The following is a 19,349-nucleotide window of genomic DNA, read 5'->3' on the forward strand; positions in this document are numbered from 1 at the left end:
ATAGCGTTGCGTGCGGCGGATTAGTGGCGACCGGAGTGGCCAAAGCCGCCGTCGCCGCGCGCGCTGTCCTCAAAGGATTCCACCAGATTAAAGTCGGCCTGCACCACCGGTACCAGCACCAGCTGCGCAATGCGCTCACCCGGCTCAATGGTAAAGGGGGTCTGCCCACGGTTCCACACGGAAATCATCAGCTGTCCCTGGTAGTCGGAGTCGATCAGCCCGACCAGGTTACCCAGCACGATACCGTGCTTGTGGCCCAGGCCGGAGCGCGGCAGGATCACCGCCGCCAGAGACGGATCGGCAATGTGAATAGCCAGCCCGGTGGGCAGCAGGGTGGTTTCACCCGGCGCGAGCACGACGGCGCTGTCCAGGCAGGCACGCAGATCCAGACCGGCGGAGCCGGGGGTGGCATAGGTCGGCAGCGGAAACTGTTGACCTATGCGTGCGTCGAGGATCTTAACGTCGATTTTTTTCTTCATAATGTCTGACGATCTCATTGATTAAGGTGCAGCCCAGGCGGGATTTACTGCTGAGCGGCAACCGTTTGTCACCCTGGGGCCAAAAAAGATGTAAGGCATTGGTATCGCTATTAAAACCCTGCCCATCTTGTGAAACGTCGTTGGCGCAGATCAGGTCGAGCCCTTTACGCGCCAGCTTTTGTCTGGCGTATTCTTCCACATTCTGTGTTTCAGCGGCAAATCCTACCACAAACGGCCGTGCTTCGGTCATGGCGGCGACGCCGGCGACGATATCCGGATTTTTCACCAGCGTCAGCGTCAGCATATCGCCCCGCTGCTTTTTCATCTTTTCTGGCGCGATCTGCTGCGCGCGGTAGTCGGCGACGGCGGCGCAGGCGATGAAGATATCGCAATCACGCGCGCGCTGGGCGACGGCCGCCTGCATGTCCAGTGCGCTCTGCACATCGACACGCGCTACCCCTGGCGGGGTTGGCAGGGTGACCGGCCCGCTGATCAGCGTCACCTGTGCGCCGCGGCGGGCGGCGGCTTCAGCGATGGCAAAGCCCATTTTACCGGAGCTGTGGTTACTGATAAAACGCACCGGATCCAGCGCTTCGCGCGTTGGGCCGGCGGTGATGATCACTCGGTAGGCCGCTAGGTCCTGGCTCTGGCTGAAATGTTTCTCCGTAAGGCTGACCAGCGTCAGCGGATCCAGCATGCGCCCTGGGCCGACGTCACCGCAGGCCTGCTCTCCGCTGTCTGGGCCCCAGATCAGCGCCCCGCGCTGCGTCAGAGTGGCCAGATTGTCCTGCGTGGCGGCGGCGCGGAACATCTGCTGGTTCATCGCCGGCGCGATGGCGAGAGGCGCTGCGCTGGCCAGACACAGGGTTGCCAGCAGATCGTCCGCCATTCCGGCGGCCAAGCGCGCCATCAGGTCCGCCGTTGCGGGGGCCAAGAGCACCAGGTCGGCCCATTTTCCCAGCGCGATGTGCCCCATAGAGGCTTCGGCCGCCGGATCGAACAGATCGTCGGCAACCGGATGTCCTGAGACGGCCTGCAGCGTCAGGGGGGTGATAAAGGCCTGTGCCCCTTTGGTCATGACGACGCGCACCTCTGCGCCGCGCTCGCGCAGCCGACGTACGATTTCCGGGCACTTATAGGCGGCTATCCCGCCGCTGATGCCCAACAGGATGCGTTTGCCGCGAAGTACAGTCATGGTGTTGGTTCCGTTGAAAGCCCAAGGTTGGCAAGATTTTATCATAACCCGTTTTCTCTCGCCGACCCTGCAACGACCGAGAAAAGCCTGCGTAAGACTGCACAGTTTTTATCCGCGTCGTTTGATTCTGTTTATTTATACAGTTAATTTGTGCCCATCGGTAGTCTGGCTGACGGGGGAGGCGGGGCGATGGCGCAGAGGAGGATTGAGGGCGGCTGGTCGCAGGGGGCGCTGCCGAGGGAAAAGCTGCTCGCGCAGGGCGCGGCGGCGCTCAGCGATCGTGAGCTGCTGGCGTTGTTTCTGCGCACGGGCCTGCCGGGGGTGCATGTGATACAGCTGGCGGATCGGCTGCTGCAGCGCTTTGGGTCGCTACAGGGGGTGCTGCGGGCAGACGTTGATACCTTCTGCGCCAGCCAAGGGCTGGGCATCGCCAAGTTTGCCCAGCTTCAGGCGGTTACTGAGCTATCGCGACGGGTGCTACGGCACCGTATCGGTGAGGAAAGCGCGATTACTAGCCCCGATCTGACGGCGCTGTATCTGCAGAATCTCTTCGTCTCACTGGAGCGAGAGATCTTTGTCGTGCTGTTTTTAGACAATCAACACCGTGTTATTCGATCTGAGCAGATGTTTTCAGGTACTATAAACTGCGTGGATGTATATCCACGGGAAATCGTCAGGGAAGCGCTTAAGCTGAATGCTGTGGCGTTAATCCTGGCGCACAATCACCCGTCGGGCAATCCCGAACCCAGTGTGGCGGACCGTTTGTTGACGGAGCGCGTGGCTAAGGCCTGTGCACTGGTGGATATTCAGGTTCTCGATCATATGGTCATCGGCCATGGTCAGCGGGTTTCCTTTGCTGAACGTGGGTGGATTTAATCATATTTTTCGCGATCCTGAGGGATCTTTAGCTGTTCGGGTCTTGAGCACATGCGCTCTAGAGCGTATACTACGCCACCTTTGAGAATCTAGGTTGTGGCGTTAAGAGCCTATCTCAGCAGGTTTCGACCTGACTCAGAGTCTACTCGGCGGAGTTTGCCGGGATGGGCTCTAAAGCCTGACGAGGCGGCCACATCCTATACGAAGCTCGAGCTGATTTGATTTTTGGAGAATAGACATGTCCCGAGTCTGCCAAGTTACTGGCAAGCGTCCGGTGACCGGTAACAACCGTTCCCATGCGCTGAATGCGACCAAACGCCGTTTTCTGCCTAACCTGCACTCACACCGTTTTTGGGTTGAAGGTGAGAAGCGCTTTGTAACTCTGCGTGTATCTGCTAAAGGTATGCGTGTTATTGATAAGAAGGGTATCGAAGCGGTTCTGGCCGATCTGCGTGCCCGTGGTGAGAAGTATTAAGGAGCTGAATCATGGCTAAAGGTATTCGCGAGAAGATCAAGCTGGTTTCCTCTGCTGGTACTGGTCACTACTACACCACTACCAAGAACAAACGTACCAAACCGGAAAAATTGGAACTGAAAAAGTTCGATCCGGTGGTACGCCAGCATGTGATCTACAAAGAAGCTAAAATTAAATAATTTTAGTGGAATTGGAAAAACCCGGCTCTGCCGGGTTTTTTTTTGTCCATTTGCCCCTATCTATAGCCTAGGCTGTTTTTTCAGAGAGGGGTTATGCCTGAATTACCGGAAGTAGAAACCAGCCGGCGCGGTATCGCACCGTTTTTGGAGGGGAAAACGCTCTCCCATCTGACGGTGCGCCAGCCGCGCCTGCGTTGGCCGGTTTCCGAAACGCTGCTGACGCTGCGCGATCGGCCGATACTCAGCGTACAGCGGCGTGCCAAGTATCTGCTGCTGGAGTTGCCTGAGGGGTGGATCGTCATCCATCTTGGCATGTCGGGGAGCGTCAGGATCCTGCCGGCACAGACGCCGCCGCAGAAGCACGATCACATCGATCTGCTGCTGACGGATGGCATGATGCTGCGCTATACCGATCCGCGCCGCTTTGGCGCCTGGCTGTGGTATGACAGCCTGACGACGGCCAGCGTACTGGCACACCTGGGGCCGGAGCCGCTCAGCGAGGCGTTCAGCGCAGAGTACCTGCTGGAGAGGGCGCGTGGTCGGCGTACGGCGGTGAAGCCGTGGCTGATGGATAACACGCTGGTGGTCGGCGTCGGTAACATCTATGCCAGCGAGTCGCTGTTCAGTGCGCAGATCCATCCGGATCGTCTGGCGGGATCGCTGAGTGCAGATGAGGCGCGCCTGCTAGTACAGACGATCAAGGCGGTGCTGCAGCGATCCATCGATCAAGGCGGGACGACGCTGCGCGACTTTTTACAGGCGGACGGTAAGCCGGGCTACTTTGCGCAGCAGCTACAGGTTTATGGACGGGCAGGGGAGGCATGCCTGACCTGCGGCACGGCCATCAAGCGTAGCAAGCACGGGCAGCGCACCACGTTTTACTGCCCGCACTGCCAGCGTTAAGCGTCGCGCAGGCGAGCCATCAGCGCCCGGGCTACCGGCTCGGGCAGAAATGCGTCGACGTCGCCGCCGTGGCGCGCAACCTCCTTCACCAGCGAGGAGGAGATAAAGGACCAGGCCTCCGCTGGCATCAGAAATACGCTTTCCAGCGTCGGCATGAGGTGGCGATTCATATTGGCCAGCTGCAGCTCATATTCAAAGTCGGAGACGGCGCGCAGTCCCCGCACCAAAATATTGGCCCCCTGGCGCTGTGCAAAGTGTGCCATCAGCTCGCTGAAGCCCTGAACCTCAACGTTGGTCAGGTGGGCGGTCACCTCACGCGCCATGGCGACACGCTCCTCCAGGGTAAACAGTGGCCGTTTGCCTGGGCTGGCGGCGATGGCCAGGATCACGCTGTCGAACATATGCGCGGCGCGCGTCACAATGTCCAGGTGTCCATTGGTCAGCGGGTCGAATGTTCCCGGATAAATCGCTGTGCGGCTCATAAAGGCGTTTTTTCCGTGTAGCCATGCTGCAGTGCCCACAGCTCGGCGTATTTGTTAAATGTGTACTGTGCGTTGACGACGGCCAGCAGCCATCCCTGTTTGCCGTCCAACACGCCGCCGCGCAGCAGCAGGGTTTTTAGCAGGGCGCCGACGGTATGGCCGAATATGCCCAGCATGGATGTCTTTTTACCGCGGGCGTGGCGCTCGTGCGCCCAGGCTGTGGCATAGCACAGCTGTTTTTGCTGGAATCCAGCAAAGTCACGACAGGTCAGGTGTAGCAGATCGCCCTGCAGCGGCGTGACCGACGCGCCGTGACACGCCAGGGACTCGTGAACCGGGCTGGTGTCATAGCCGTAGCGCTGACGCGGGTAGAGTCGGATCACCCGGTCTGGATACCAGCCGCTGTGACGCATAAAGCGCCCCAAAAACAGATTGCGGCGGGCGATGCTGTATACCCGATCGGCGACAGGCTGTGTGAGAACCTGAGTGATAGCCTCTTTCAGCGCCGGTGTGACGCGCTCATCGCTGTCGATCATCAGAATATAGTCACCGCGGGCATACTGCTGTGCCCGCTGGCGCTGGATGCCGAATCCTTGCCAGTCGCGGTTTTCATAGACTTTGGCGCCGGCGGCCTGGGCGATACGCTGCGTCTCATCGCTGCTGCCGGAGTCAAGAACGATGATTTCATCAGCCCATGCCACGGAGGCTAGACACTCCGGCAAGAGTTCGGCCGCATTCTTGCAAATCAGGACGACGGAGAGGCGCGGTGGCATGGTCAGTGACTCCGTAGTGGCAGATAGGGCAATAGCAGCTGCAGCAGGCGCTGGAGAGCTCCCTGATTCTGATGCAGCACCTCGACGGCGTGGCGTCCATACCACAGGCGGTAGTCCTCATCGGTCAGGAGGGTCGAGACCTCGTGGACCAGCGCATCGCCGTCCGCCACGCTAATCAAGCCGTCGGCCTGATGCAGCTTGGCACAAATGTCCTTGAAGTTAAAGGTATGGGGGCCCATCAGCACCGGGATGGCGTGTGCGGCAGGCTCTAAGGGGTTATGTCCGCCGCGCTCGATCAGGCTGCCGCCGACAAAGGCCAGATCGGCGATTCCATACAGCAGCATCAGCTCGCCCATGCTATCGCCGATCACCACCTGGGTCTGCGGCGTCGGGATTTCACCGCCGCTGCGCATCAGGTAGGTAAATCCCTCTTTTTGAGTCAGCTGCTCGGTTTCTTTAAAGCGCTCGGGGTGACGGGGAACCAGGATCAGCAGCAGGTCGGGAAACTGGGCCAGCAGACGGCGGTGAGCCTGCAGAATGATGGCCTCCTCGCCCTGGTGGGTGCTGGCGGCGATCCACACCTTCCGGTGGGGGGCCCACTGGCGGCGCAGCGTGACGGCGCGGGCGGCCAGCTCAGGTGTGACAGAGATATCAAACTTAATGCTACCGGTGACGGCCAGCTGGCTGCGCTTGAGCCCCAGAGCGACGAAGCGCTCGCCATCCTCTTGGTTTTGCGCGGCGATCAGGGTGACTTTACGCAGCAGACGGCGCATAAACCCGCCCAGTTTGCCATAGCCTTTGGCTGAGCGGGCAGAGAGGCGCGCATTGGCAATCACCAGCGGGATCTGGCGCTGGTGCAGGGCCGAAATCATGTTGGGCCACAGTTCGGTCTCCATCACGATCACCAGTTTGGGGCGCACCGTGTTCAGAAAGCGCCGCATGGCGCCGGGGAGATCATACGGTAGATAAACGTGATGCACATCGTTACCAAAGGCCGACATGACCCGCTCTGAGCCGGTCGGTGTCATGGTGGTCACCGTGATGGGCAGCGTTGGGTAGCGGTGGCGCAGCGCCCGCACCAGCGGAACGGCGGCCAGCGTTTCGCCGACGGATACCGAGTGCAGCAGAATTCCGCCCGGCGCAACCTTATTACGGCAGAAGCCATAGCGTTCTCCCCAGCGTTTGCGGTAGGCGGGGGCTTTGCGGCTACGCAGCAGCAGTCTGAGCCAGATCAGGGGCTGAATAATATAAAGCAGTACGGTATATAACGATTCCAAGCTTGTATCCGTTATTTTTAGTATCGGCGGGCAAATTCTAAGCATTTCACAGCGCTAATGCCATTATTTTACCGATTTTCCCAGAAATTACATATCAATGCGGCCAGTGAAAATACATGCCGCATTACGATCGCGGGGTGATACGGGTAACGCTGGCTACCCGCGTCGGGCTATCAGGATTTTCCGAGCTGACGGTAGCGCGTGCAAACGGCGGCGACGTCATATTGCTGCAGCAGCGTATCGTCGATAGCGGGGGGATTGCGATAAATATCCTGTAGGGTCTGCGCCAGAGAGGCAGCATCCGGGTGACACAGGCCGCGCGCCAGATCGCCCGTCATGATTTCGGCTGGCCCACCGGGGCAGCGCGTGCTAACCACGGCGGTACCCAGCGTGAGAGCCTCGACCAGCACATTGCCAAATCCCTCGCTGTCGGAGCTGACGACCAGGAGGCGGGCATGACGGATCCAGGGGTAAGGATTGGCTTGAAACCCGGCAAAATGTACCCGTTCCGCCACGTTAAGGGTTTTGGCCAATGCGCGCAGCATGTGCTCCTGTTCTGGGCTCCCCTGTCCCAGTAGCACCAACGGTGCGCTAAGTCCGCTTTGCGCATAGGCCTCAAGCAGGCGATCGTGCCGCTTGGCCGGATGGAAGCGTCCGACGTGGATCAGGTAGTCTTGCCCCTCCAGCGGACAGGGGGCACCGGCGGCGCGGCGGATAGCTTCGAGATCAAAGGGATTGGGAATGGCCTGTAGCTGCGCCGGCGTCACCTTAAACTGCTGGCACAGATCCTCCCCCACGGCGTGAGAGACGGCGACGATTTGGCGGCCCTGATAGATACGGCGGATCTTTTCACGCTTCAGCCAGCGGCTGAAGCCATGGCGATGTCCCAGATAGGAGGCGGAGAAGACGCCGTGCAGACAGAACCAGAGGTTATGGTCCCGCAGCATATTGCTACGGGCGACGATGCGATCGGTTTTGTGCAGGTTGGATAAGACCAGATTATAGCGCTCCTTCTGCTCTGCGCGGGCGATCTCCTCATCCAGCTGGCGGGCTCGGCGCGACAGCTCACTCAGCTTGCGCCAGGGGGCGCGGCAGGTATCGCGGATGACGCGGTAGTCAAGGCCGTCAGGCAGCGGATAATGGCAGACATCGCGTAGAGAGAACAGGGAGACGCTGTCGCCCCGGGCCAAGAAATACTGCGCCAGCGTCAATACGACCTTTTCGGCCCCCCCGCCCGGGAGACCGTCGATAATCATTAAAATTCGCATAGTTACTTCACCAGTTGTCGGTACAGCCCAATAAGCTGCGCTGAAAGGCGCTCGGCGGTGCATTCCATAATTCGCTCCCGGGCCAGCTTGCCCGCGTGAGAGCCCAGCGCCTGAGCGGGCAGCGCTATGACCGCATCGCGTAGCGCGGCAATATCCAGCGCATCGCAAACGTAGCCGTTATCGCCGCTGCGGATAAACTCGGCGCCGCCGCAGCCTGTGCTGGTGACTACCGGCAGACCGCAGGCCATTGCCTCCAGAATTACATTAGGGAAGGGATCGTACAGCGTTGGCAGCAGCAGTCCGTCGGCCATTTGGTAAAACGGCAGCGTTTCCGGCTGCATACCCAGAAAGCGCACGCGCTGAGCGCAGCCCAGAGTATTTGCCAGCGCGCGGTAGCGGGCTTCTTCTTTATCTTTGCCGACAACTAACAGGTAACGCTCCGTGGGTGCGATCGCCTCTATCGCGGCTTGTAGCCCTTTGCGCTCAAAGCCCGATCCGACATAGATCAGACAGGAGGCGCCCTGCGGTATTTGCCAGCGGCGGCGCAGTTCGGCGCGTTGCGCCTCATCCGGGGGCAGGAAACGGTGATGATCGATGGCATTGTAGATGACATGGATTTTATTTTCCGGCACGCCAAAGTCTGCGATGATCTCCTGTTTAATCATATCCGCATTACAGATAACGGCGCGCAGCTCAGGCGCTTGATACATGGCCTGCTCTGCGTTCATGACATAGCGATGATAGCGATCGTGCCACAGCATGCGGGCTTTCCAGCCGGGAAGGACCCGCGCGCGCTGCGTCAGCCAGCGCTGATGTACGCCGTCGCCGGCGCGATAGAGATCGCAGCCAGGGATACGCTCATGGCTCTGTACCAGATCGAAGCGCTGCTGCTGCCAAAGCGTGCGGGCCGCATGGGCAAAACCACGCTCGCGGCTGATGCGCCCCCATTTCCAGGGATTGCACTGGTGGATATGCCACGCAGGTTTGACGGGGCCTTGCCACTGACGCGTGATGACGTTCAGCTCGATGTCATGGTTGTCCAGCGCTTCTAGTGCCCGCGAGACAAAACGCTCTGCGCCGCCGTCAGGGCGGTATTTTTGCCGGACTAACGCCAATCTGAATGGGGTCATTCAAGTAACCTCTTTGCTGCCGCGATCACTGCGTTGCTGGGGATTAAATCCAGATAGCGCTCCGCTGTTTGGGTATCGATGGCATCCGGATCGGGGAGGGCGCCAAAATCGCCGGCCCAGATAACATCGCCACGGGCTTGCCAGGGGCGCCAGAAGACGAGCTTTGAGGGGCCAAATAGCGCGACAAGCGGTGTCTGTAGCGCAGCGGCCATATGCATGGGCACGGAGTCCACGCCGATAAATAGGCGGGCGTGATCGATAATGGCCGCCAGCTGGCGCAGCGTTAGCTGCCCTGCCAGGCTGGCCACCTGCGCCGTTGGACATCCCTGCATAATGGCGTCGATCATCGCCCGCTCTCGGGCATCTGGCCCTGAGGTAAGCAGAATAGGGTAGCCCGCCTGAGAGAGAGCATTAATGACCTCGCTCATACGCGCCTCTCGCCAGCACTTAAAGAACCAGCGTGAGGTCGGCTGAATGACAATATATCCCGCCTGCCATGGCGTAGGAATGAGCGCGCTTGCGCTTTGCCAATCCTGTTCGCAGTATCCCATGGTGACGCGGCTATCGTCGTCGGCGAGTCCGAGTGGTGCCAGGATCGAGAGGTTTTGCTCTACGGTATGCTGTTTTCCGTGCTCTGCCGTACTGGCGAGATGTGTATGGCTGGCTCGCCAGAGCGGGTGACGGCGCTTGGTAAAGTCAAAACCGATACGCACCGGCGCGGAGCTCAGCGCCGTGACGATGGCGCTGCGCCACTGATCGGCCAGGTTGACGACCAGATCGTACCGCTGCGCTCGCAGCGTACGCAGCAGGCGCCACTCTTGGCTTAGCTGATGACGAACGCCCTGTTTTTTCCACTGACGATCAATGCAATAGAGCTGATGGATATCCTGATTAGCCGACAGCATATCCCGGGTTTCTGCATATAGCAGAACGTCTATCTGCGCCGAGGGATAGTGCCGTTTCAGCGTGCTGATAACCGGCGTGACCAAGAGCATATCGCCGTGGTGGCGTAGCTTGATCACCAAAATCCGCTGCGGAGAAAACGCGGCGGGAAGCGTCGGATTGGATACCATTCTTTTGCCTTTGACTGCGGTTTGACACTCGATTTTAGAGGATTAGCGGGGCGGGGAGAAGCGTGGTGGCGGTTTTATATTAATTGTTCTACCATGGGCAAAAGAATGGGCTTTAAGAAGAAGACGTATCAGTATGAGCCATCCTGCGTTTATCATTACCATCGATACCGAAGGCGATAATCTGTGGCAAAACCACGATCGGATTACCACCGAGAATGCCCGCTATTTGCCTCGATTCCAGCAGTTGTGTGAAATATATGGTTTTAAGCCGGTCTATTTGACCAATTATGAAATGGCCAGCGATCCGGTTTATGTTGAGTTTGCCCAGGATGTGATCGCCCGGGGATGCGGTGAGGTCGGGATGCACCTGCACGCCTGGAACAGCCCGCCGGAGATTCCGCTGACGGATAATGACTGGGCCAATAAACCTTATCTAATTGAATATCCTGCTGAGGTAATCCGGCAAAAAGTGGATTACATGACGCACCTGCTGGAGGATACCTTCCAGACGAAAATGGTGAGCCATCGCGCGGGGCGCTGGGCGATGAATGCCTTTTATTTGCAGCTGCTGTTGGAGCAGGGCTATCAGGTAGATTGCTCGGTCACGCCGCGCGTCGATTGGCGTGGTGCCCGCGGTGCGCCGCAGGGGAACGGCGGCAGTGACTACAGCGGCTATCCGGACCACGCTTATTTTGTGGACGCCGTTGATTTACGCCGTGAAGGCTCCACCGCCCTGCTGGAAGTGCCGATGAGCACCCGCTTGAAGCATGCTCCGCTGTTTAATCACCTGCGCGGCGCCTACGATCGCCTGCGGGGCAAGCGTCGTCCGCCGTCGGTTCAGTGGCTGCGTCCGCGCGGTGGGAACCTGCAGGAGATGCAGCGGGTGGCGGAGTATCACCTGTCCCAGGGGCGTGATTATGTAGAATTTATGCTGCACTCCTCTGAGTTTATGCCCGGAGGAAGCCCGACCTTCCGGAATGAGCAGGATATCGAACGGCTGTATCACGATCTGGAGGCGCTGTTTGACTGGCTGGCGCCTCAGGTGAAGGGGCAGACGCTGGCGGAGTTTTATCAGATAAAACGTGGTTAGCGCCCGGCGATGTAATTCCGTCTGGGCGTGAGAGCGAAGACGCGGTATTGCACGGGGGGAGACGCATGTCTTCCCCCGTTGTCTTTATACCGTCCGATAGGCTTTAGCCGCGCGGGCGGGGGGCAGCCAGCGTGAGCAGACGCTGACACAGCGCCTGTGCGAGGTCGTTAAAACATCGGCTGGCGGCGGCGTATTCGCGGGCGCCGTCGCTCAGTCGCCGGTAGGTTTCCGGGGTGCGATAGAGAGACTCAATGCTATCCGCAAGCTGCTTGGGTGACAGGATTAACGGCGGGGTTAGCCGATCCTGCACCGGATCGTAGACCAGCGGTGAGAAATCGGTGGAGGCGGCGCTGATATGGGAATACTGCTCGACCGAGAGCGTCGGGGTGAGGCAGAGGCCGGTCTGCTGGTGGCGAACGGTTTCTGGCAGACCATCGATATTACTGGTGATCGTCGGGATCCCATAGGTTCCAGCCTCCAGCGCGGTGAGCGATGCGGTTTCATGCATGGAGGGGCAGATATAGAGATCCAGCTTGGCATAAAATTCCGCCATATCAGAGACAAAGCCTAATAATGTCGTCTCTTTTTCCACGCCAAGCTCCGTGCGTAGATGCTGTAGATAATCAGCCTCTTTACCTTCTCCTGCGATGTAGCAGTGATGCGGTATACCGCGCTGCTGTAGTATCTGGGAGGTCAGCAGCAGCAGCCCGAGGCATTTGAGCGGCACCCATCGCCCTGCACTGCCAAAGATAATCGGTTGCCCGCTATGGCGCGCGGGCTTCAGCGCGGCGTGCGCTGGCAGGCTGCGTGGGGCATTAAGCTCCACGGCGATCGGCTGCGTGACGTGGTGTTTAAGCTCCAGCATACGTTTGCAGGCGTGGGATACGGCCAGGCAATGCGTCACCTGGGCGAAGAAGCGCTGCGGTAGCGTCGGCGTGTGCTGATACCATGACATGCCGTGCTCATAGTAGACGATCGGGCAGCGTAGGTAGCGCGCTGTCCGTGCTCCAGAGAGGTGCCATTCCGTAAACTGGTTCCAGATCAATACAATATCTGGATCTGCGTTCCGGATCAGCCGCAGACGGTTCCAGGCGCGAAAGAGCTTGGGGCGGTTGGGCAGGCTGAGTGATCCATAGCGTTTAATCGTTAGGATGCTGACATGCTGCAGGCCCTGTAGGCGAGGGCGCAGGGCGCTGGCAATACCGCTGTGCTCCATTATCAGCGTGTGTTGAATATGCGGATAGGCCTGCGTAGCATAGCGCAGAAAATCGCAAAACATGGTTTCAACGCCGCCCACTTTACGTAGATCAATCAAGTGGATGAGGCGGAATGTTTTAGCCTGGCGGTCAGTCATTTATTAAGTGAAATTAATTAATAATGGCGTCATGCTATCATTAAAAAAATGAAGAGTCTCGCATGCTTTTAGGGATGCAAAATTATGCCTATGACAGGCTGAGCAATAATAATAGTCTGTGGAGATAGCGCGTCTCCCCTCTGGATATATCCAAGAGGGGAGTGAGATTATTTGTGCAGCGTTGTCTGGTAAAACTTAACCATCTCTTTGATCATATAATCAAAAGTCATATATTGCAGCGCGTGTTGATAGGCGTTGTCGCGGAGCTGTGCACGTAGCGAGGGCTGTTCAATCAGCCGACAGACGGCGTCCGCCAGCGCCTGTGCATCATGGGGAGGGCAAAGCAGACCGGTTTGCTCATGGGTGATCATCTCCGGCAGTCCCCCTGTCGTCGTTGCGATGACATTTTTCTTCATCAAAAAGGCTTGGGAGACTAAGCGAGTCTGCGCCTCCGTAGCGACCGAGGCGACAACAACAATATCTGCAATAGCCAGATAGTTTTCAATATCATTATGGTAGCCGAGAAAACGGATCTGTTTATCTAAATAGGGCTGTGCGAGCTCGAGAACCTGCCGTTTAAAGTCTGCGGTCTGGCTTGTGGCCTCGCCAACCTGGATACAGGTGATTGGCACTCCTTTATCCAGCAGTTGCTTGCAGGCTTCCACATAATAGTTTTGCCCTTTATCGGGGCGGATCATCCCGATATTGGCGATAACCAGGCTATCGGCGGCGATGCCAAGACGGGTCCGTAGCTGCTGTGCATCGTGCTCGGGAGAGAAGCGCTGCGGGTCGACGCCGGCGGGAGCGACCAGCGTTTTATCCTTATTCGGGATCCCCTGCGCCTCCAGCATCTCCTGGATTTTTTTTGCTGTAGTAATGATACCGTGGTTGCCGTGGCGCCATACCAACCCATGGAGCCCGCTCATTTTTATTGGGTCGGTGACGTGACGAGAGCGGATAACTTTGACGCCGGTAAGCAGTTTGACCAATGCGCCATAGACGGCATCCCGGCTACCATGACAATCAAGAATATCGATGCGCCGCTCGCGGATAAATTTTAATAATGGCGTTAATGTCTTGGGATGCACGGAACCCCGTACGCGAATAGCAAACGTTGGCAGATTTTTCTCCTGGGCTTTAGCCAGGATGGCCGAGCCTGGGCGAGCAATGATCCAGGTCGGATAGCCGTGTTGGTTTAGCCATTCAGCCTGCTCTACGATCCGTAGCTCTTGACCACCCCAGTCCATGGAGGTTTCAAAGTGGGCGATGTTCATTATCTAAAAATTCCTAACTGTTTCAATGAGGTTTTCCTCAAAGGTTTTATCATCAAAGAGTTCTTTGGCTCGATGTCTTGATTTTTTTTTGTAATCATCCACTCCATGAAGATAAATTTCAATTATTTTATCTGCTGCATCTTTGGGGTTTAATAAGCGTGGGGGGCCAATGGTATCGTTTTCTGGATAGTAGATATCTTTTTGGAATGGCAGCGACATTCCTGTTTTTTTGCAATAATCCTCCATGCTCATCGTCGGTGCAATACAGAAGCCAGTATGTCCGTTACTAATTATTTCCGGCTGCCCATCAATATTTGCTGAAATGATAGGTATACCAAACGACATTGCTTCAATGCAGGACAGACTGCATGTTTCATGTGCAGAGGTGCTTATGTAAATATCAATATGTTTATAAAAGTCGTTAAGGTTGTTGAGAAAACCAATTGTTTTTATTGATTTTTTTAGGTTTTTTTTGTCGATTAAACTGGCTAATGCCGACTCCTCTTCACCGGTTCCGGCAATAATAAAATTGAAGTTGAATCCTTGCAGGGCTGTCTCTTCTGCGATCAGGGGAAGTAATCCAAGCGCTTTTAATGGTGATAATCGTGCTGCACAGCCGATAGTAAAGGTTTTTTTCTTATCGTCAGCGATGCTGTCGCGTGATACAACATTAGTTTTATTTAACATTACGGATATGTCACAGTGATGCTCGAATTTATTTTCCAATACTTTCTTGGAAGCCTGTGAGACACAAATGCAGCCATTGATTTTTTTGAAAAAATCAATGGTTTTTTTGTTTTTTTCAAGCTCCCATACTGCGCCATGGTCATAATATATCGCTTTGATGGATTCAGGTTTGTCTTCCAGGGAGACAATTTGATTCCAGATAACAACATGGCTTGGGTTTATTTTTTTTATTTTGTTCCAGAGTGCTTTTTTTCTGATAAATGATGGGATCTGGATAGCCGCTGACTGAATGGCTCGATTACAGAAAATAATGGAATTAGCATGTTCGTGAAACCGCTTGTTGAGGGAGTTGGCCGTGTTTATAATAACCCAGTTATGTTTTTTGCCATTAATAACATAGTCTAAAATAAGACGCTCAACGCCACCGAAATCGCGAAGATTAACCAAGTGAACAATGCTTTTTTCTGCCATGTTATAATTGCTCCGATGATATCTTGCTCATTGGGATAGCTAAGAATAGCGGTAGCCATAAAACTAGCCATATTTCGCGCGGATGATAAATATATAGATATCCTTGGGTTGATGAGAATATTAGCGAAATTAGAATAAATGCTATAGGATATCTGTTGTGATTAAAGACTTTTATTGCCGCGGAGAGGATATTTAAAATATAAGAAAAAAACAGAACGACGCCAATGATGCCAGAATAGTAGAGCATACTCATGAAGACGCTGTGGGCATTGTTGTAAGTGAAATTCCGAGGCTTGAAATAATGAGCAAATGTATCATTATAGCCAAAACCAAGCCATGGGTGATGTTCGCTTACTTGTTGGATAGTATATAGCCAAGTAAAAATTCTTGGCGTAGGTGCGCCATCGACAGCGTCACGGGTAAAAATACTTGGGTAGGCCGTATGAACCAGCAATACGATTACCAGGATGGTCACCAGTGATATTAGCGCTGATCTCTTGCTTGTTATAAAAATGGCCATGAGCGATATGGCTAAAGCAATTATTGGTGTTCTGCTTTGGCTTAATATTACGCCAGCTAATAGAACTATGCCGGCAATAACATATGGAGTTTTATTCTTCTCATGCTGATAGAGGTAGCAGCAAAATATTATCGCCAAGCATAGGATCCCCGCATAGTCTATGGTGTTAGAGGGACCGAGGATCGGATAGAATCTATCATATAAGTTATACTTGGAATAAAAAAGAAAGCCATTTATTATAACAAAAATAGAACATGTCGCGACATAGGATTTAAATAGAATATTTTTAAAAAAAAGTGTCTCTCTCAGCTCATAAATTATAGATGAGAAGATGAAAATATATACCGCATGCTGTATATAGCGCGATGTATCTTTACTGTGATCAGACCAATATGTTGATATAGCGCTTAATAGAAGGAATGCGCCAAGTAATAAACTTGTTTTGTTGAATATGTTTTTTCTTTCGCACACGCACCATACGATAAATAATGCAAACGAAACATAATAAATATTGCTAACTATATTATTGTCATCACTAATCGATAGCAGCGAAATAAACAAGCAAAATAATGTTGAAATATATATAGGTAGCTTATCTATGAAATTAATTTTCATTTTTTAAGTACTCAACGACGGCTAACGATGGCAGTGCATCAAGAGAGTGTGTCGGTTCAATAATTTCCAGCTGGTTTTTCCCATACCCGCCGATGAGTCCTGGATCGGTGGGGCCATACAGGGTGATATTGGGGCGATCCAGCGCCGCCGCCAGATGGCTGAGGCCGGTGTCGACAGAGATCACCTGGCTGGCGCCGGCTAATACGGTGGCGACGTCGGACAGCGCCATTTTAGGCAAAACGTCAACGTGGGGGAAGCCCTCTGCCAGACGCAGGGCGCGCTGATGCTCATGTTCGGCGCCCCAGGGCAGCTTGATTCGCTGCGTCGTATGGCGGCCAACCCAGGTGATCAGCTCACGCCAGTGCGCCTCTGGCCAGTGTTTCTCATCACGGGTGGTGGCATGCAGAAACACCATGTACTGGCCGGCATCCATGGGGAGTTGTTGGGTGAAATGACGGGCGATGGCGTAGTCACCGCGCTGCGCAGGCAGGGAATAGCCCAGGCTCTGCGCAACCAGCTGGCGGGTTCTTTCCACCGCATGCTGATCGCGGGCAACGCGATGGCGCCGGTCGTAAAACAGACTGGCCAGCGGCTCTCGGGCGCTGCGGCGATCGAACCCATGGCGGGTGCCGAGGGCATTGCGGGTGACCAGCAGCGCACTTTTAAGCAGCCCTTGGGCGTCGATAACCGCATCATAGCGCTCCTGACGCAGCTGTTGCGTAAACGTGCGCCACTCCTGACGGGTCTGGGCGCTGAGCAGGTTTTTTCGCCAGCGCCGGATTGCGACCGGAATCACGCGATCGACCGCCGAGTGCCAGGATGGGATCTGGGCAAAGCCCTCTTCGACCACCCAGTCTACGCAAAGCCCCGGAATTGCCTGCTGCGCGTCGGTCAGCGCCGGCAGCGTGTGGATGACATCCCCCATGGAGGAGGTTTTGACCATCAGGATACGCACCCGCTCTCCTTCTCATCATGCAGCAGCGCCTGCAGCGTCTGTTCAACCCGATCCGGCGTAATATCGATCAGGCTCTGGTGGTATCCGGTCTCTCCCTCGCCGCGGCGGACCTTATGGTAGCCGGTAATCAGTCGGATCACCCGGGCATGTTGGCTCAGCGGCGGGGTAAAGTCCGGGCTGCTTGGCCCATACAGGGCAACCAGCGGCTTGTCGAGCGCGGCGGCGATGTGCATCAGCCCTGAGTCATTGCTGACGATGGCCTGGCAGGCGGCGATCAGCGCAACGGCTTGATCCAGCGAGGTGTGTCCGGCCAGGTTCAGGCAGTACTCGCGGCTCTCTTCGTCCAGCGCCCGGCGGATCTCCTCTCCGGCATCAACGTCTTTGGCCGAGCCAAAGAGCGCGATCTGATACCCTTGGCCGATCAGGCGCTGGGCCAGCGTGGCATAGTGGTAATGGGGCCAGCGTTTGGCCGGGCCAAATTCCGCACCGGGGCAAAAGCCGATCACCGGGCGGTGATCTGTCAGGTTAAAGGCCGCGGCGGTTTCGGCGATCTCTTCGTCGCGCACCTGCAGCGCAGGCCACAGCAGCGGCTGCGGCAGATCCGCGGCACGACGTATCTGCGTCGCGGGATAAGCTAGCGCAGCGTAGCGTTCGACCATCAGTGGAAATGCCGACTTATCCAGTTGACGCAGATCGTTCAGCAGGCCATAGCGCATCTCCCCTTTCCAACCGGTGCGTACGGGGATGCGGGCAAAGAAGGGGATCAGCGCTGATTTAAAGGAGTTGGGCAGCACATAGGCCCGATCGTACTCCCGCTCACGCAGCTGTCGACCCAGACGATAGCGTTCGCCCAGCCCCAGCGTACCGTGCCCCAGCGGCATAGGAATCGCCTGATGTACCTCCGGCATACGCTCTAGAAGCGGACGGCACCAGTTGGGTGCCATCACGTCGATTTCTGCCTCGGGATTCGTCGCCTTCAGGGTGCGGTACAGGCTTTGTGACATCATCATATCGCCTACCCACGACGGGCCGATAACCAGTATTTTCATACCGAGAGAAATTCCTTACTGTATTAGGGCTTACGGTTCAGCCATTCCATATATTCACGCACTCCCTGCGCCACGGTCTTAAACGGACGGCTGTAGCCGGCTGCGCGTAGCTGGGTGGTATCCGCCTGGGTGAAGGCCTGGTAGCGCCCTTTGAGTTTGTCCGGGAACGGAATATAGGTCACGCTGCCTTTCTGATGATACGCCACGACGGCGTCAGCGACGGCCTGGAAAGACTCGGCGTTGCCGGTACCGCAGTTAAAGATCCCGGAGACGCCGTTTTCCCAAAACCACAGGTTAACGTCCGCAACATCGCCCACATAGATGAAGTCGCGCCTAAAGTTCTCGCTGCCTTCAAACAGTTTAGGCTGTTCTCCGTTGTTGATCTGGGTATTCAAGTGATAGGCAACGCTGGCCATACCGCCTTTGTGGCCTTCACGCGGGCCATAGACATTGAAATAGCGGAAACCACAGATCTGAGACTCGGCATGGGGCAGGATGCGACGCACATACTGGTCAAACAGGAATTTGGAGTAGCCATACACGTTCAGCGGACCTTCGTAGCGGCGATCCTCCACGAATTTGTCCGTCATGCCATAGGTTGCGGCGGAAGAGGCATACAGGAAGGGGATCTGGCGCTCCAGGCAGAAGTGCAGCAGCTCTTTGGAGTACTGATAGTTGTTATCCATGACGTACTTGCCATCCCACTCGGTAGTGGAAGAGCAGGCGCCTTCGTGGAATACCGCGTCGATATCGCCAAAGTCATCGCCGGCAACGATGCCGGCAATGAAATCCTCTTTGTCCATATAGTCGGTGATATCCAGGTCGACCAGGTTGACAAACTTGGTGCCGTCCTTGAGGTTATCAACCACCAGAATGTCGGTATAGCCTTTATCGTTCAGTGCCTTAACGATGTTGCTGCCGATCATACCGGCGCCGCCAGTGACAATAATCATGAGGTTTACCTTTCGATGAGCTAACGGGAGCGCTCGAATGCGCTACAGATGGCGTCATCATAGCATTTCATGACGCCGCAAGCAGCGTTGGGAGTGCAGTTGTTAACCGAAAAGCGAATGCGAGACGGCGCGTGCCCGCGAGATAGACGTACTTTGTGACGTATTCTCACTTGCCGCACGCCATGACGTGATAGATGCTGCATTTCTAGCATTATAAAGGTTGCAAACTCGTTTCAATACTGTTTCATCAGTAAGATATCCTCGCGAACCC

At 55.8% G+C, this 19,349-nt stretch carries 20 protein-coding genes; 5 read left to right on the forward strand and 15 right to left on the reverse strand.

Annotated features, from left to right (window positions below; all coding sequences use genetic code 11):
• Window positions 1–20: 20 nt before the first annotated feature.
• Complete coding sequence (dut, locus tag ETEE_RS08150; RefSeq protein ID WP_034164493.1) at window positions 21–479, reverse strand: dUTP diphosphatase; 459 nt, start codon at window positions 477–479, stop codon at window positions 21–23.
• Complete coding sequence (gene coaBC, locus ETEE_RS08155) at window positions 457–1,674, reverse strand: bifunctional phosphopantothenoylcysteine decarboxylase/phosphopantothenate--cysteine ligase CoaBC (protein ID WP_034164494.1); 1,218 nt, start codon at window positions 1,672–1,674, stop codon at window positions 457–459. The genes dut and coaBC overlap by 23 nt, the downstream gene beginning before the upstream one ends.
• A 189-nt stretch (window positions 1,675–1,863) precedes the next feature.
• On the opposite strand from coaBC, the gene radC reads away from it, so the two are divergent.
• The 4 genes from radC (at window position 1,864) to mutM (ending at window position 4,107) form a co-directional block, all read left to right on the forward strand.
• Window positions 1,864–2,550, forward strand: coding sequence for a RadC family protein (gene radC / locus ETEE_RS08160; protein WP_034164495.1), 687 nt, complete (start codon window positions 1,864–1,866; stop codon window positions 2,548–2,550).
• A 238-nt stretch (window positions 2,551–2,788) separates the two neighbouring features.
• Window positions 2,789–3,025 (forward strand): 50S ribosomal protein L28, encoded by a 237-nt coding sequence (gene rpmB / locus ETEE_RS08165; RefSeq protein ID WP_015460658.1) that lies wholly within the window; start codon window positions 2,789–2,791, stop codon window positions 3,023–3,025.
• Window positions 3,026–3,036: 11 nt separating this feature from the next.
• A complete protein-coding gene (gene rpmG / locus ETEE_RS08170) occupies window positions 3,037–3,204 on the forward strand; it encodes a 50S ribosomal protein L33 (RefSeq protein WP_005290066.1) in 168 nt (55 codons plus the stop codon).
• 93 nt (window positions 3,205–3,297) lie between these two features.
• The gene (gene mutM / locus ETEE_RS08175) at window positions 3,298–4,107 is read left to right on the forward strand and encodes a bifunctional DNA-formamidopyrimidine glycosylase/DNA-(apurinic or apyrimidinic site) lyase (protein WP_034164496.1); all 810 of its coding nucleotides are present in this window, start codon (window positions 3,298–3,300) and stop codon (window positions 4,105–4,107) included.
• On the opposite strand, the gene coaD is transcribed toward mutM, so the two are convergent.
• The 6 genes from coaD to rfaQ form a co-directional block, all read right to left on the reverse strand.
• Window positions 4,104–4,589, reverse strand: a complete 486-nt coding sequence (gene coaD, locus ETEE_RS08180) for a pantetheine-phosphate adenylyltransferase (protein ID WP_034164497.1) — start codon at window positions 4,587–4,589, stop codon at window positions 4,104–4,106. The genes mutM and coaD overlap by 4 nt on opposite strands.
• Window positions 4,586–5,362, reverse strand: a complete 777-nt coding sequence (locus ETEE_RS08185; protein ID WP_034164498.1) for a glycosyltransferase family 2 protein — start codon at window positions 5,360–5,362, stop codon at window positions 4,586–4,588. Before ETEE_RS08185 ends, coaD begins: the two co-directional genes overlap by 4 nt.
• A gap of 2 nt (window positions 5,363–5,364) precedes the next feature.
• Window positions 5,365–6,639: a lipid IV(A) 3-deoxy-D-manno-octulosonic acid transferase gene (gene waaA, locus ETEE_RS08190; RefSeq protein ID WP_034164499.1), complete on the reverse strand. Its 1,275-nt coding sequence runs from the start codon at window positions 6,637–6,639 to the stop codon at window positions 5,365–5,367.
• A gap of 173 nt (window positions 6,640–6,812) precedes the next feature.
• A complete protein-coding gene (locus ETEE_RS08195) occupies window positions 6,813–7,907 on the reverse strand; it encodes a glycosyltransferase (RefSeq protein ID WP_034164500.1) in 1,095 nt (364 codons plus the stop codon).
• 2 nt (window positions 7,908–7,909) lie between these two features.
• Entirely contained in the window at window positions 7,910–9,037 is a 1,128-nt protein-coding gene (locus ETEE_RS08200) for a glycosyltransferase family 4 protein (protein ID WP_034164501.1), read from the reverse strand.
• Window positions 9,034–10,110, reverse strand: coding sequence for a putative lipopolysaccharide heptosyltransferase III (gene rfaQ / locus ETEE_RS08205; protein WP_034164502.1), 1,077 nt, complete (start codon window positions 10,108–10,110; stop codon window positions 9,034–9,036). Before rfaQ ends, ETEE_RS08200 begins: the two co-directional genes overlap by 4 nt.
• A gap of 133 nt (window positions 10,111–10,243) precedes the next feature.
• On the opposite strand from rfaQ, the gene ETEE_RS08210 reads away from it, so the two are divergent.
• On the forward strand, window positions 10,244–11,200 hold the full coding sequence (locus tag ETEE_RS08210; protein ID WP_034164503.1) for a polysaccharide deacetylase family protein: 957 nt from the start codon (window positions 10,244–10,246) through the stop codon (window positions 11,198–11,200).
• A gap of 103 nt (window positions 11,201–11,303) precedes the next feature.
• On the opposite strand, the gene ETEE_RS08215 is transcribed toward ETEE_RS08210, so the two are convergent.
• The 7 genes from ETEE_RS08215 to rfaD form a co-directional block, all read right to left on the reverse strand.
• Window positions 11,304–12,554 carry a glycosyltransferase gene (locus ETEE_RS08215; RefSeq protein WP_049703637.1) on the reverse strand — a complete coding sequence of 417 codons (1,251 nt, stop codon included), beginning with the start codon at window positions 12,552–12,554 and terminating at the stop codon, window positions 11,304–11,306.
• Between the two features lie 167 nt (window positions 12,555–12,721).
• Complete coding sequence (locus ETEE_RS08220) at window positions 12,722–13,828, reverse strand: glycosyltransferase family 4 protein (protein ID WP_034164505.1); 1,107 nt, start codon at window positions 13,826–13,828, stop codon at window positions 12,722–12,724.
• A gap of 3 nt (window positions 13,829–13,831) precedes the next feature.
• Window positions 13,832–14,986 carry a glycosyltransferase gene (locus ETEE_RS08225; RefSeq protein ID WP_034164506.1) on the reverse strand — a complete coding sequence of 385 codons (1,155 nt, stop codon included), beginning with the start codon at window positions 14,984–14,986 and terminating at the stop codon, window positions 13,832–13,834.
• A 1-nt stretch (window position 14,987) separates the two neighbouring features.
• Window positions 14,988–16,121, reverse strand: a complete 1,134-nt coding sequence (locus ETEE_RS08230; RefSeq protein ID WP_034164507.1) for an O-antigen ligase family protein — start codon at window positions 16,119–16,121, stop codon at window positions 14,988–14,990.
• On the reverse strand, window positions 16,111–17,076 hold the full coding sequence (rfaC, locus tag ETEE_RS08235) for a lipopolysaccharide heptosyltransferase RfaC (RefSeq protein WP_034164508.1): 966 nt from the start codon (window positions 17,074–17,076) through the stop codon (window positions 16,111–16,113). The genes ETEE_RS08230 and rfaC overlap by 11 nt, the downstream gene beginning before the upstream one ends.
• Complete coding sequence (gene rfaF / locus ETEE_RS08240) at window positions 17,064–18,125, reverse strand: ADP-heptose--LPS heptosyltransferase RfaF (protein WP_034164509.1); 1,062 nt, start codon at window positions 18,123–18,125, stop codon at window positions 17,064–17,066. Before rfaF ends, rfaC begins: the two co-directional genes overlap by 13 nt.
• A gap of 23 nt (window positions 18,126–18,148) precedes the next feature.
• The gene (rfaD, locus tag ETEE_RS08245; protein ID WP_034164510.1) at window positions 18,149–19,078 is read right to left on the reverse strand and encodes an ADP-glyceromanno-heptose 6-epimerase; all 930 of its coding nucleotides are present in this window, start codon (window positions 19,076–19,078) and stop codon (window positions 18,149–18,151) included.
• Window positions 19,079–19,349 lie beyond the last annotated feature (271 nt).

This window comes from Edwardsiella anguillarum ET080813, assembly GCF_000264765.2.
GTDB lineage: Bacteria > Pseudomonadota > Gammaproteobacteria > Enterobacterales > Enterobacteriaceae > Edwardsiella > Edwardsiella anguillarum.

Coding starts and splice junctions, on each gene's coding strand:
- coaBC (WP_034164494.1), bottom strand. CDS start 1,674: ATGACTGTACTTCGCGGCAAACGCATCCTGTTGGGCATCAGCGGCGGG.
- rfaF (WP_034164509.1), bottom strand. CDS start 18,125: ATGAAAATACTGGTTATCGGCCCGTCGTGGGTAGGCGATATGATGATG.
- rpmB (WP_015460658.1), top strand. CDS start 2,789: ATGTCCCGAGTCTGCCAAGTTACTGGCAAGCGTCCGGTGACCGGTAAC.
- rpmG (WP_005290066.1), top strand. CDS start 3,037: ATGGCTAAAGGTATTCGCGAGAAGATCAAGCTGGTTTCCTCTGCTGGT.
- mutM (WP_034164496.1), top strand. CDS start 3,298: ATGCCTGAATTACCGGAAGTAGAAACCAGCCGGCGCGGTATCGCACCG.
- rfaQ (WP_034164502.1), bottom strand. CDS start 10,110: ATGGTATCCAATCCGACGCTTCCCGCCGCGTTTTCTCCGCAGCGGATT.
- radC (WP_034164495.1), top strand. CDS start 1,864: ATGGCGCAGAGGAGGATTGAGGGCGGCTGGTCGCAGGGGGCGCTGCCG.
- ETEE_RS08200 (WP_034164501.1), bottom strand. CDS start 9,037: ATGACCCCATTCAGATTGGCGTTAGTCCGGCAAAAATACCGCCCTGAC.
- ETEE_RS08225 (WP_034164506.1), bottom strand. CDS start 14,986: ATGGCAGAAAAAAGCATTGTTCACTTGGTTAATCTTCGCGATTTCGGT.
- ETEE_RS08220 (WP_034164505.1), bottom strand. CDS start 13,828: ATGAACATCGCCCACTTTGAAACCTCCATGGACTGGGGTGGTCAAGAG.
- ETEE_RS08210 (WP_034164503.1), top strand. CDS start 10,244: ATGAGCCATCCTGCGTTTATCATTACCATCGATACCGAAGGCGATAAT.
- ETEE_RS08215 (WP_049703637.1), bottom strand. CDS start 12,554: ATGACTGACCGCCAGGCTAAAACATTCCGCCTCATCCACTTGATTGAT.
- rfaD (WP_034164510.1), bottom strand. CDS start 19,078: ATGATTATTGTCACTGGCGGCGCCGGTATGATCGGCAGCAACATCGTT.
- ETEE_RS08195 (WP_034164500.1), bottom strand. CDS start 7,907: ATGCGAATTTTAATGATTATCGACGGTCTCCCGGGCGGGGGGGCCGAA.
- coaD (WP_034164497.1), bottom strand. CDS start 4,589: ATGAGCCGCACAGCGATTTATCCGGGAACATTCGACCCGCTGACCAAT.
- ETEE_RS08185 (WP_034164498.1), bottom strand. CDS start 5,362: ATGCCACCGCGCCTCTCCGTCGTCCTGATTTGCAAGAATGCGGCCGAA.
- dut (WP_034164493.1), bottom strand. CDS start 479: ATGAAGAAAAAAATCGACGTTAAGATCCTCGACGCACGCATAGGTCAA.
- ETEE_RS08230 (WP_034164507.1), bottom strand. CDS start 16,121: ATGAAAATTAATTTCATAGATAAGCTACCTATATATATTTCAACATTA.